The organism is Corynebacterium sp. HMSC034H07 (genome assembly GCF_001815175.1).
Lineage (GTDB): Bacteria > Actinomycetota > Actinomycetes > Mycobacteriales > Mycobacteriaceae > Corynebacterium > Corynebacterium hiratae.
This window is the reverse complement of record NZ_KV819524.1, coordinates 12236-25261: the sequence shown is the minus strand read 5'-3', so window position 1 is coordinate 25261 and position 13026 is coordinate 12236. Positions and strand designations below refer to the sequence as shown.

Sequence of the window (13026 nt, the reverse complement as noted above, 5' to 3'; positions counted from 1 at the left end):
TGGAGCTGGAGTTGGCTTCCGGACTCAACCGACCCACCGCCCCGATGAAACGTCCACCCAAATTTCTCTCGTGGGTTGTCGCCATCATCGCGGTCCTCTTGTTCATTGGCCCCATGCTCGTGGGCTTTTATACAGATTGGAAGTGGTTCGGCGCGATTGAGTACCGCGGGGTCTTCACCAAGACCCTGGTGACGCGCATCGTGCTTTTCTTCCTCTTCGGCCTCGTAGCGGCAGCCATCACCTACGTGGCAGGCCTCGTGGTCTGGCGGGGGCGCGGGGACTCGATGGACATGGCGGATTTCAATTCCCCGGTCTACCAGTACCGCAAATCCATTGAGAGCACGATGAACGTGTTCTTGAAGGTTATCCCGGTACTCGTCGGTGTCGTCTCAGGCCTGTTGGGGCAAGCAAACTGGCGGACCGTCATGCTCTTCCTCAACTCCCACGATTTTGGGGTGACGGATCCGCAGTTCAATCACGACCTTGGCTTCTACGCTTTCCGCTTGCCGGTGTGGTCAATGCTGGTTAGCGCCGCCTCCATGCTGGTTGCCGTGTGCTTCCTCATCGCACTTGTGGGGCACTACATTTTGGGCGGCATTCGCTTGGGCAATCGCGCCGCTGGCGTGCGTGGTTCGTTGTCGAAGGCGGCCCGCACCCAGCTCGCCGTGACTGGTGGCATTTGGATGCTGCTCCAGGTGGCTGGCTACTGGCTGGGGCGCTACGAGTTGCTGTACAACCAGCATTCGCTGTTTACGGGTGGTTCCTACACGGACATCAATGCCTACCTGCCGGCAAAGATCATTCTCATGATCATCGGCGTGTTCGTGGCCGTGGCAATCTTCTCTGCGGTGGTCATTAAGGACCTGCGTATCCCTGGCCTGGCCGTGGTGCTCATGGTTCTGTCCTCATTGGTCATCGGCCAGGGCTGGCCGCTCATCATGGAGCGTTTCTCCGTGAACCCGAACCGCCAGGCTAAAGAGGCGGAGTCGATCTCCCGCAACATCGAGTCCACTCGCTTTGCCTACGGCCTCACCGATGAGAAGGTGACTTACGAGGAGAACTGGGGCGCGGAGGACGTCGCCGATGACAAGGTTGCTTCCGATGACTCCACCATTTCCAACCTGCGCCTGCTGGACCCGGATATTTTGGCGCCGACGTTCACCCAGATGCAGCAGCTGAAGAACTTCTACGGCTTCCCAGAGACGCTGGCGATGGATCGCTATGAAATCGATGGCGAACTCCGCGACTTCGTGGTTGCAGCCCGCGAGCTGGATCCGAACGAGCTGCAGGAGAACCAGCAGAACTGGATTAACCGCCACACCGTGTATACCCACGGCAATGGCTTCATTGCGGCGCAGGCCAACACAGTCGATGAGGTAGCTCGTGATGCCGGTTCGGCCCGTGGTGGTTTCCCCATCTTCACGGTGGCTGACTTGCAGACCCAGGCGGGTAAGGACGCCGAAGGTGAGGGCGAAACCCAGAATGCTGAAGAATCCCTCGGTATCAAGGTGGACCAGCCGCGAACCTATTTCGGCCCGGTGATCGCTAGCGCCCAGGATGGAATGGACTACGCCATCGTGGGCAAGACCGGTGATGAGGCCGTCGAGTATGACACCGATACCTCTACCTACACCTATGACGGTAAGGGTGGCGTCGACATCGGCAACATTGTTGACCGCACTGCCTTTGCGCTGAAGTACCAGGAACTCAACTTCCTGCTCTCGGACCGCGTGGGGCCGGAGTCCAAGCTGCTCTATGACCGCGACCCGCGCGAGCGCGTGGAGAAGGTTGCTCCCTGGCTAACGACGGATTCCTCCACCTACCCGGCGGTCATCGACGGCCGCATCAAGTGGATCGTCGACGGCTACACCACCTTGGATTCTTTGCCGTACTCGCAGCGCACCTCTCTGACGGAGACCACCCAGGATGCGCAGAACCCCACGGGCACGACGCAGCGCTTGGTCAACGATCAGGTGGGCTATATCCGTAACTCGGTGAAGGCGACTGTCGACGCCTACGATGGCACCGTCGACCTCTATGAGTTCGACACCGAAGACCCCGTGCTTAAGGCCTGGGAGGGTGTCTTCCCGGGCGTCGTCAAGCCCGAGTCGGAGATCTCCGACGAGCTGCGTCAGCACATGCGCTACCCGGAGGACATGTTCAAGGTACAGCGCAACCTGCTGGCCAAGTACCACGTGGATGACCCGGGCGTCTTCTTCAACAACGATGCCTTCTGGTCCGTGCCGGAGGATCCGACCGCTGGTGAGTCCCAGGGTCTGAACCAGCCGCCGTACTACGTGCTGGCTTCCGACCCAGAGACCAGCAAGCCGAGCTTCCAGCTCATCACCTCCTATCGTGGTTTGAACCGTCAGTTCCTCTCTGCACACATGGCGGTGTCTTCCGACCCGGATACCTACGGTGACATCACCGTGCGCGTGCTGCCGACGAATACCCAGACCCAAGGTCCGAAGCAGGCGCAGGACGCCATGATGTCTTCTGATCAGGTGGCTCGTGACCGCACACTGTGGCAGGGTTCGAATGACCTGAAGAACGGTAACCTGCTGGCCCTGCCGGTGGGTGGGGGAGAGATCCTCTACTTGGAGCCGATTTACTCGCAGCGCAAGGGCCAGGAATCTGCATTCCCGAAGCTGCTGCGCGTGCTGGTCTCCTACAAGGGCCGCGTGGGCTACGCGCCGACGATTGGTGAGGCCCTAGAGCAAGTCGGTATTGACCCGAAGGCCGCCCAGGACATCACCGAAATTGAGGGTGACTCCGGCAAGCAGACGGAAAAGGACGAGCAATCCACCGATGGCGAGAAGAAGGATGCAGGGGACGCTAAGGACTCCGATGCTTCTGGACCGGCCTCCGCTCCGAAGGCATCTAGCGAGGGCGAGGCTATCGACGCCATCAACAAGGCTCTCGATGGCGTGGACAAGGCCAAGGACGGCTCCTTTGAGGAGTACGGCAAGGCTTTGGACGAGCTGGACAAGGCAGTGGAGGACTACCGCTCGCTGCAGTCTAAGTAAGTCCGGATAGGCGCCAGCGAAAAACTCGGCGCCTCACCTATGAAATGGCGCCTGCCCAGGGGATTTGGGTAGGCGCCAAGGTGTCTGTATAGTTACATCCGTCGCCAGCACACGGGACAGTGTGCAGAGCGCTTGATGTTTGGAAGTACATCTCGACGCGGGGTGGAGCAGCTCGGTAGCTCGCTGGGCTCATAACCCAGAGGTCGTAGGTTCGAATCCTGCCCCCGCTACCAACTTCCAAGCCCCTACCAGGAGAAACACTGGTAGGGGCTTTAGTTATTTCTCTTAAGGCGCACGTCCTGGGACTCAAATCGGGACTTTAGCGATGGCTTTTTGTCACTTAAGCCGGTTTGGAAGTGATGGGGTTAAGTGACAATTTTCGATTTTGTGACCTTGGATGACTGTGTCGTTTTGAGGAGTCGTCTGCACGGATTTCAGAAGTCCTCTGTACTATCGCCATCCACTCCGGAGAGGCCGCGGGCGTTCGTCCACTTCATCTGGAACGCGATTCGACAGAGCGCATTCAATACGATGGTCTTTTTCTCCCTGCGAAGGATGGGGCAGTTTAGGGTGCCAGGGTGTTGACCAGATCGAGGAATTCCTCAGCGTAGGCAATTTGCTTGCGTAGCTTTTCGTAGCGGGTGCGCGTCTCCTCACGAATGTCGGCAAGGGTGGCCTTGGCATTACTCCGTGCCTGCTGTGCGGTATCACTGTCCTGCCCGCCATCTGAACTATGAAGAATCTCCGCAGCTTCCAGGAATTCCCGCATCTGATCCAGAGTAAACCCCAGCGGTTTCATCCGTCGCACCAGCAAAACACGACGTACATCAGCCTCACTATAAAGCCTGAACCCACCAGGGCTACGCCCCGATGGGGTAATCAGGCCGACGTTGTCATAATAACGCAAGGTGGGAATCGACAACCCCGTCTGGTCAACGACCTCGCCGATCTTGAAATTACTGTTTTGCATTGCCTGTTCTCCTTCACGGTGATGTTGCCCACGGGTTCCTGTGCCTGGGTTGGCGGTTGAGTAAAACTCCCGCTACCATGACCACCATCACCAAACCTAAAGTTACTAGAGGGTTGGATTCCTTTCGGGCGTTCGCCCAGTTACCTATCCCCTCAAAGATTGGACATCTATGACTGAAACTAGCACGGCGGCCCCCCGCCCCCTCCTGAGTCCAGACGGCGCTGATGCCCCTACCGGGATCATCGCATCCTTCCGTTACGCATTTTCTTCCCCCGCCCGTATCCGTATAGAGATTCTGGCCGGACTGGCGGTATCCCTGGCGCTGATCCCTGAGGCCATTGCCTTTTCCATCCTTGCCGGTGTTGACCCAGCCATGGGTCTGTTTTCCTCGGTAGTCATGGCCATTGCGATCGCCTTTACCGGTGGCCGCCCGGCAATGATCACCGGCGCCACCGGGGCTATTGCCCTAGTCATTGCTCCTGTGGCGCGTGGTTACGGGATGGATTATTTCATCGCCACCGTCCTGTTGGGCGGTGTCCTACAAATCGTGCTCGGCGCCCTCGGTGTGGCGAAACTTCAGCGTTTTATCCCCCGATCGGTGATGCTGGGTTTCGTCAATGCACTGGGCATTATGATTTTCACCGCCCAACTCGAACACCTCATTGATGTGCCTTGGATAGTCTACCCACTCGTCGGCTTGGGTGTGGTGATCATGATTTTCTTCCCCAAGCTCACCAGTGTGATCCCCGCCCCGCTGGTCACGATTATCGTGCTCACCGGTTTGGTCATTGCCGCCGGTTTGACTGTCCCGACGGTCTCGGACATGGGCAAGATGCCGGAGACCTTACCGTCCCTGTTTATTCCGAACGTGCCGTGGACGTTGGAGACCCTGCAGATCATCGCGCCTTATGCCCTGGCCATGGCCGTGGTCGGTCTCATGGAATCGTTGATGACCGCCAAACTCGTCGATGACATCACCGACACTCATTCCGATAAAACTCGTGAATCCTGGGGACAGGGGGTGGCTAATATTGCCTCCGGTTTCTTCGGCGGCATGGGTGGCTGCGCGATGATCGGTCAAACCATGATCAACGTCCGCGAATCCGGGGCACGTACCCGCCTATCCACCCTGTTAGCCGGTGTGTTCCTGCTGGTCCTGGTCCTGGCACTGGGCGACATCGTTGGCATGATCCCGATGGCTGCGCTGGTGGCAATCATGATCATGGTCTCGGTCGGCACCATCGACTGGCACTCGGTGCATCCACGCACCCTTAAACTCATGCCGGTCTCTGAGACCATTGTTATGGCCGTGACGATTATTGCCACCCTAGCCACCAGCAACCTGGCCATTGGTGTGGTGTTGGGTGTGGTCACCGCGATGATCATGTTCGCCCGTCGGATGGCACATATCGCTTCCATTGAAAAGGTCTCCGAGATCGACGGCGACGGCGATGGCGAGATTGATACTCGTACCTACCGGGTGCATGGCCAGTTGTTTTGGGCATCAAGCAATGACCTGGTTTATCGCTTTGATTACACCGATTCTGCCCGTCATATCACTATTGATCTCACTGAGGCGGAGATCTGGGATGCCTCCACGGTCGCGACCTTTGACGCGATTACGCAGAAGTTCCAGGACAGAGGCAAAACCGTGTCCATTATCGGGCTCGACGGTCCCAGTCAGGACCGGCTGAACCGCCTGTCTGGCCGGCTTGGCACCGGCCACTAACATCCCCCGACTCGAGCACATCGACTTGGCGCCCCAACTTATAACCGGGGCGCCAGTTTATTGGTGCTGTTGCAAAGTTGGGGCATAGGAAGAGCATAAAAGAAGCGTAGCGGTTAACCGCTACGCTGTGTTGTGGGGATTTTTACTTTTTACGGTGCACGTGTTCTAGTTAGTGGTTCGTTTCTTTCCTCGGGTGATTGCGACGGTATTCCTCGACTAAGTGAGCAATACCCGGCGCAGCCTGGGACAACATCCAGGTCATAAGCGCTATAAGAACCCCTATGACGATAAGTGTTAACGCCAACCAGCCCAGTGTTGGGCCGATGCCGTTGGCCTCCTGGACGTGACCCCACAAGGCAGACACGCCGTCGGGTATGCCGAGCATACTTAGCAGCCCGTTCCCCAAGGCTCCGACAGCAACGAGTGCGATAGCAACGAAGAGAACACTGGCTGCAATCCACGAGGCAGACATGCAGGCCTTAATAAAGTTCGTGTTCGACTTTTCCATGTCGTCGTTGTACTTTTTGCGCTCTGCACGTATCTTCTCCAGCAGCTTTTCGTTGGACTCCTTCTCCTGGAGCAGGGCGCTGCGAGCCTTCTTAGATGCTTCTGCTGCCTTGTGCAGGCTTTCGGACTCTTTCGACATTGCCTCAGATACAGCTACTTCTACCAGCGGTTCCAGGCTAGAAGTCAGGCTCGAAGTCATCTGAGCGTTCAGGCTCTGGGCTACTGCTTGGCTGGAATCCTTGTCGAGATGGATGGGGCTTTCGGCTGCTTTGAGTACCAGCTGTTGCATCCTTGTCAGACGCGACATCTGCTCGCTTATCTCGATTAGGTACCCTTTTACCCCCTCCAGGCCGTTGGGCAGATCCTCGATGTTCCTTATCAGCCCGGTGATCATCTGCTGCACTTCCATCATCGTTACTTGGAAGTGACTGCTGCTCACGTAGTTCTTGTTTGCGGCGAGATTGCTTTTTACGTTCCTTAATTCGCTTTCCGCTTGCGTCAACCTCGTCGAGAAGTCGCTGGGCAGAGAACTGAGAATGTCCCCTGTATTCTCCGGCAGACTCTTCAGTTTCTCCTGCAGCGTCTTGATAGCCTTCTCCGCCTTGTCCAGGCGTGGGCTGAGAACCTTCAAGACGCTGTCCATCTTGCCTTTCGCCGCTGCTTGGGCTAGCTTCGTCATCTCGGTCACTGACACCATGATTGAATACCTCCTGGTTGTTATAGTTTTCTTCCTCCTCGTCATCGAGAAGGCTGGAGCCGTATTTCGCCTCCAGGTCGTCATCGGTTGAATTGGCTTGAAGTGCTGCAAGCTGCCGCGCAAGAAGGGCTGATTGGGCCTCGTTAACGCGTTCGGTCACACCCTCTAGCGAGTAGCTGCGGCCCAATTTTGAGCCAGCTTTAGCTGCTTTACGCTTTCGAGTACGTCCGGCCTTCGTGGTGTTCGTGAAGTAGGCATCCTCGCCGTCGTCGTCGACCAGGGCCACGGTTAGCGACTCACCCTCGGTTTTTGAGTTGGGCTGCACTTTTAGAGACAGGTTGTATTTGCCAGCAATCTCTACTGCCTTCGCCAGTGGGTCGTCAGCATCTGCCACCTGTTTATCCGCGCACAGCTCATCCATGCGCTTGCGGGCAAAATCAGCCCACGTGGCTGCGGTCAGCTCATCCACGCCCAGGCCCGTCGAGTCTGTGGACTTGCCCTCCTTGCGTGCCCTGCGCTCAGCAGGAAGCAGCGATATTTCCGGCTCTCGCTCCAGGACACGCATCCCCAAATCGCGCATCAGCTCGTCGTTGATATTGCGCAGCTTGTACCAGTTGCGCATATCCCGAGGTGCAGCCTTCTTTGTCTGCGTATCGTGGTTGGCAAAGACGATATGGTTGTGGACACAGCCGCTTTTACTGTCGGTGTGCGTAGCCACGGTAAACGGAACTCCCGTGCCCTGCGTCAGCCGCATCGCCAGCTCTGAGCCAGCCGCATTAGCCCGAGCTACATCGGCCGGGTTATCCTTATCCAGCTCGTCTTTAGCCCACGATTGGATATAAATAATTGCTTCGTCAGTGCGCTGAGCCGGAGCATATCGCTCCATTTCTTCCACACTGGCTTCCATGAAGTCCACACCCGACCAACGGCCAGCCGTAGCCTCCGGAGAAAACGATTCAGCGTTAGGTTGAACCGTGCATAAAGCATCGGCTCGCACCTCACCCTTGCGGGCATTGTCTGCCGTTCCATAGACGGCGTAGACCGTTGCCGCGCGGATATTCTGGCTGTAGTTAATCTTGATTGTGGACAAAGTCCTTCACCTCTTTGCGAAGAGAAGAAACCTCGGAGCCAATGCTTTCTACAGCCTCAGACACGGGGGCCACGCCGTCGATATTCGCGCGGCGAGCCAACTGGTTTAGATTGACGCCAATCCGCCGCAGTTGGTCGTTCATCTCGTCCAGGCGGCGCAGCGTGTCCGGGGCCAAACGCTTTTGCGTCAGCACGCTCTCCTCCTCCGCGAGGACATAGAGAGCTTCCCGGAACACGACGGCCTTTTGCACCCCTACGACCCGTGCGACCTCCTCGACAAATCGGTCTAAATCCTTATCGAGGCGCACGGTGGTGCGCGAATATGTCGAGAACTTGTCTCGCATATCCACCTCCTACTTATCGTGCTTACTGTGGCAGGGTGGCCCCGACTGCTGATGCAGCCGGGGCCACAGTCTGTTTGTAAGGGTCACGCTTCTCCGGTGTCGGCCCCCTGAATCTGCTGCGCATCTTCAGGCGTACTCGCCACCGTCAAAGACGGCCCTCACAAACAGGCGGCAAGCAAATACGTGCCGCCAGAACGAAACTAAGCCCTGGGGAAGATTCCATCGATCGCGTCGTTGATGCTTTACCGCCGCGCGGTCCATACGAAGCGAAAATCACCGTCCGACTATGGGGCGGAACGACTTACCGCCCGACAATCCGGGCAAGGACAAAGGGGGAATTCCGGCGAATTGCCGTCGAGAAGCGGGACAGCAAGCTCAACTCGACGTCGACCAATTGGGATAAGAGTAAGAACTTCTCGGCGTTCATTACCGACGTTTCTAAGCCGGCCATCCAGGCGGCACGGCTGCGGCCGAACACGCGCGCCCGGTATGAGCTCGCATTGAAACAGGCCGAAGCACAGCTTGGAAAACATGCCATTGGCGAGGCTGTGAAATTCCGAACTCTCGAACGCGCATTGCAGGCCATCGCCACCGCAAACGGGTCGGAATCCGCACGGCAGGCCCGTACTGTCGTGAGCAAGTATATTCTGGATCAACTCATCCGCGAGGGTGTTATCGACCACAACCCGTTACGCGGAATCAGTATCGACCTCGGCGAGGTCAAGAAGGGCAATAAACCGCAAGGCGGTCACGCCCTGACGAACGCACAATACGACGCCGTTGTAGACCATCTCATTGCACGCGATACGGCCAGACCGTTACCACCGGGTACGGACAGACGAGCAAGCTCCATCGCAAAACATGGCAACGTGGTTGCGCTGGCACTACTACAAGCGGGGACGGGACTTCGCATCTCAGAGGCGCTGGCGGCGACGAGACAATCTGTAAAAGTCGCTAATGGGCAAATCGCGATCAGCATTACATCTGATCAATCCAAAACGCACAGAGGCCGTTCTATCCCGTTCCTGGACAAGCGTGTCGAAAAGTTTTGGTTAAACCGGCTCGACGGACTAGGAACGACCGACCCACTGATCCCTTCGCCAGGAGACAAGCAGGCGCACTGGCGCACCGACAACGCCGTGAAAGCGTCAGCGGCTCTGTTTAAAGATGTCGGCGCGCAGCTCCAGGACGACCACATCGCTTTAATGAGATCCCATGACTGGCGCACGGTGCTCAATAACCGGGCCATCGCGCGAGGGGTGCCCGCCCAGGTGCGTGCAGCCTACTTCGGGCATGACGTCGACGTGAACACGCGCAACTACACGGATTGGACTGATGTCGACGCTATGCGGGGAGCCTTGAATCTCGGTGAAGAAAGTGGGACTCAAAACGGGACTTAAGAGTCGGTAATCTGCGGTAAGGCGCAGTAAGGCCCAGTATGCTTATACCTCTCTAATCAGCAGGTAAAAGGGTAATAACTGCAGGTGGCTCGAACTTGAGGGTGAGAACCCAGAGGTCGTCGGTTCGAATCCGGCCCCCGCTACCAACTTCCAGAACCCCACCAGTCAACATGGCTGGTGGGGCTTCTTCGTTTTCGACTAGCGGGCTTAAGGGACATTTCGTAGCGGGGCGGAACCCCGATTTGCGGAACGATGTTTGCGTCTAGGAATCCTGTGGCAAGAGCTAAGTGGATAGAGTGGGGTCACGTATAAATCGCAAGGTAATGGAGGATTGTCATGTCTGCTTCGGCTCCACGAGTATTGCTCCTTGGGTTTGGCGCAATCGGGCGTCAATTGGTGTCACTCTTTGACCCATCGGAATTCGAAGTCAGTGCATTTGTTCGTGATGCTGCCCCGCACCGAGAACGCGGCGCCTTGGGAGTATCCCTTTACGATGACAACCTTCCCAGGCTCATCGATGCCCACGATATCGTGGTTGAATGCGCAGGCGTTGCGGCGGCGAAAGAACACGGACCGGCGGTGATTACACGTAGCAAGGATCTGGTGTTGACTTCAGTAGGCGCTTTGGCCGATCCTGATGCGCGCCAAACACTGTTGTCTGGGCCTGGAAAAGTGCATGTCACCTCTGGTGCGATCGGCGGATTTGATTTGTGGGCAGCGCTTGCAGAGTCGAATGCCGTGGACACCGTAAAGATTCGAACGACCAAGAAAGCCGAAGCCCTCATTCAAGGCTGGATGAATGATGACGAGCGCGCGCAACTAGAAAACGCAACAGAACCGTTTCTACTTTTCAGTGGCAGCCCTAGTGACGCGATTGCAAAATTCCCTGGCAACGTCAATGTTTCCGTCGCCCTTGCCTGGGCGACTCGCGGCAAAGGCCCCAGCGATGACGAGTTACTTGCGCGTTCACTTGAGCGCGTATCGGTTGAGCTCATTGCTTCTCCGAATCTGATTAGAACACGTCATGACATCGAGGTATCAGGCTCTGCCGGTAAGTTCTCTCTGGTTAGCGAATCTGCTCCCAGTCCCGTAAATCCCAAAACCTCAGCCATTACGGCGTTGTCGGTTGCGCACACTTTAAGACACGCGATGGCTCCGCTTCAGTAGCGGAGGTGGTGCCCTGCAGGGTGGAGTACTACGTCACGACAGTCACCGTAAATAAGCCCCGAAATCTTGAAGATTCGGGGCACTATTTACCGTGAATGACGTTCTTCGGGAGAGCGGTTAGCGGTTCAGGCTTCTAATTACGACAACCAGAGCGATAACGAGACCGAACAAGACTAGCAATCCAAGCCCCACCAAAAGGAAGGGGAATCCGGAGAAGAGCGATGAGTCATCGCTGTCTTGCGCGCGGTTCTCCGTGTCTTCTTTATCTTCTTTTTCTGCTGGCGCAGAGGGCTTCTCGGTCTCGAGTTTGACTGGCGCAAAGGTCGGCTCCGGAACGGGATCGCCCATGGCGTCTGCCACGAGGTCATAAGTAAGCACCGGCAACTGGGTGTTTTCGTCGATTTCTTGCTCGGTCAGGAGCTGCTCGTAGTTAACAGCGATGTATTGCTCGCCGCCCTGCCACACGCTTTCGGTTTCCCACATCCCAGACCCATCGTTGTGCGAGCCGCCGTAACGGTTGGCAAAGAGGATCGGTGCTGGGTAACTGAAATCGATTGTGCCGTCTTTAATTACGACGGCGCGGGAACCCTCCAGATCAATTTTTGCGCGTGCTTCGTTGTAGCCGGTAAGAACGAGGGAGTCACCCGGCCCATTGTTGTCAAAGTCATCGGCCTCTTCGACCATGGAGACCGTGCCGGCAACCTGTTGCCCGTGTTCGGCAGAAATGCGATAAAAATGCGTTTCACCAGGCACAATCTGTGCGCGTACCGGCTGCTGTGGGGTGAGCTCAGCAGCGTTGGTAAACCACGTTCCGGGAGTAACCTCAGTGGCGTCGCCGGAAGCCGTGACATGGCCGGGTTCGGTCTTTTCCTCGGCCAGATCTGGTTGGCCCTCCATGTCCGGCTCGCCAAAGCGGGTGATGGTCACTTCTACGCCGAGCTCCTCATCCTGTTTCCAATCACCTCGTCGCTCGATAATGAAGGCAAGTTCATCGGAGTCGCAGCCCTCTTCACCACCCTGGGTGCTATACAAGGTCGCTGTTTGGTACTGGTTTACCGAGTTATCACCAGCGGTAGCGGTGTCGAGCTCGCAAGATAGCTCGGCTGCGTGAATTCCCAAGTACAGAGTTCCACCTTTTCGGAAGTTGTTGATGCTTGGTGTTTGCGTTGAGTTGGCGCTGATCACAACGCGCTCGCCTTCAGCAATGGGGGTGGTGAAGAAGGTAGTGGATTCAGCCGAGTGCCCTTTACCTTCCGTCGGAAGAAGAGTGGTGGAGAAGGCCTCTACGTCACGGTCTACCTTGGCCGGGGAACCTTCGGTTTCGCCGCCTTCGATCTCCTCTAAGTCTGACTCGTAGGCGTTGAAGGTGCGCGGGGCCGCACGGTTCAGCTCCTTGGCCAAGCTATCGGCGTCGGAGGCGTTGGCGTAGGTGCCGCCGGTGGCGTCGGCAATGCACTGCAGTTCCTGCTGAGCCTCGGGCTCAACGTTGAAGCCGACGGTGTTGATGACTAGGTCGATGCCCTGCTCCTTCAGCTCCTTCGCCACATCGCAGACTGGTGGCGGGGTACAGGTGGCAACGCCATCCGAGACCAAGATGATGCTGCGCTGGCCTTCCTTTGGTAACTCAGCGGCGGCCTTGCGCAGGGACTCGCCGATGGGCGTAAAGCCGCGCGGTTGCAGGCCATCCATGTGGGCGATCATCTTGTCGGAATTGCCGGCCTCGGGTGGTGTGACCACGGTGATGTCCTGGCAGCCGGCCGCCTCATCTTCAGGGGCCTCGCCGGTGTTGCCGCCGTAGGTGACAAGCCCCAGAGGGGCGTCGTCACCAGCCTCCGTGATGAAGGTGCGGGCGGCATCTTTGGCGGCATCAATGCGGGTCTGCCCGCCGGCATCGTTGGTGATCATGGAACCGGAGGAATCGAAGACCACCATGGTCGGAGCCATGGTGCTGGAAGAGGAACTGGGGGCATTCGTCTCTTCTTCAGCAGAGGCTACTGGAAAGAGGCCTGATACAACGGCAAGAGCGGTTGTTCCAAGAACAGCGATCAACGCCGTTAACAGGGGCGTTAGAGAGAAGCGTGACGTGTTTTCCATGTG

9 protein-coding genes and 1 tRNA gene are annotated in these 13026 nt (G+C 57.2%); 5 read left to right on the top strand and 5 right to left on the bottom strand.

Annotated features, from left to right (window positions below):
* Positions 1–44 precede the first annotated feature (44 nt).
* Positions 45–3026, top strand: a complete 2982-nt coding sequence (locus HMPREF3009_RS05840; protein WP_070680646.1) for a UPF0182 family protein — start codon at positions 45–47, stop codon at positions 3024–3026.
* A 156-nt stretch (positions 3027–3182) separates the two neighbouring features.
* Positions 3183–3259 (top strand) — tRNA-Met (locus HMPREF3009_RS05835).
* 332 nt (positions 3260–3591) lie between these two features.
* Here HMPREF3009_RS05835 and HMPREF3009_RS05830 read toward each other — a convergent pair.
* The gene (locus tag HMPREF3009_RS05830; protein ID WP_005293770.1) at positions 3592–3996 is read right to left on the bottom strand and encodes a MerR family transcriptional regulator; all 405 of its coding nucleotides are present in this window, start codon (positions 3994–3996) and stop codon (positions 3592–3594) included.
* Positions 3997–4165: 169 nt separating this feature from the next.
* Here HMPREF3009_RS05830 and HMPREF3009_RS05825 point away from each other — a divergent pair, with 169 nt between their 5' ends.
* Positions 4166–5725, top strand: a complete 1560-nt coding sequence (locus HMPREF3009_RS05825) for a SulP family inorganic anion transporter (RefSeq protein WP_034664651.1) — start codon at positions 4166–4168, stop codon at positions 5723–5725.
* Positions 5726–5894: 169 nt separating this feature from the next.
* On the opposite strand, the gene HMPREF3009_RS05820 is transcribed toward HMPREF3009_RS05825, so the two are convergent.
* Genes HMPREF3009_RS05820 through HMPREF3009_RS05815 form a run of 3 tightly spaced genes read right to left on the bottom strand, consistent with a single transcriptional unit; the run spans position 5895 to position 8362 of the window.
* Positions 5895–6371 carry a hypothetical protein gene (locus HMPREF3009_RS05820; protein WP_012359769.1) on the bottom strand — a complete coding sequence of 159 codons (477 nt, stop codon included), beginning with the start codon at positions 6369–6371 and terminating at the stop codon, positions 5895–5897.
* Positions 6372–6408: 37 nt separating this feature from the next.
* Entirely contained in the window at positions 6409–8019 is a 1611-nt protein-coding gene (locus tag HMPREF3009_RS13045) for a relaxase/mobilization nuclease domain-containing protein (protein ID WP_005322338.1), read from the bottom strand.
* Positions 8000–8362, bottom strand: a complete 363-nt coding sequence (locus HMPREF3009_RS05815; RefSeq protein WP_005293765.1) for a MobC family plasmid mobilization relaxosome protein — start codon at positions 8360–8362, stop codon at positions 8000–8002. Before HMPREF3009_RS05815 ends, HMPREF3009_RS13045 begins: the two co-directional genes overlap by 20 nt.
* Positions 8363–8862: 500 nt before the next feature.
* On the opposite strand from HMPREF3009_RS05815, the gene HMPREF3009_RS13720 reads away from it, so the two are divergent.
* Complete coding sequence (locus tag HMPREF3009_RS13720; RefSeq protein ID WP_232760996.1) at positions 8863–9762, top strand: site-specific integrase; 900 nt, start codon at positions 8863–8865, stop codon at positions 9760–9762.
* Between the two features lie 336 nt (positions 9763–10098).
* Positions 10099–10929: an aspartate dehydrogenase domain-containing protein gene (locus HMPREF3009_RS05805; RefSeq protein WP_070547127.1), complete on the top strand. Its 831-nt coding sequence runs from the start codon at positions 10099–10101 to the stop codon at positions 10927–10929.
* Between the two features lie 117 nt (positions 10930–11046).
* On the opposite strand, the gene HMPREF3009_RS05800 is transcribed toward HMPREF3009_RS05805, so the two are convergent.
* The gene (locus HMPREF3009_RS05800) at positions 11047–12873 is read right to left on the bottom strand and encodes a vWA domain-containing protein (protein WP_232760995.1); all 1827 of its coding nucleotides are present in this window, start codon (positions 12871–12873) and stop codon (positions 11047–11049) included.
* Positions 12874–13026: the final 153 nt, after the last annotated feature.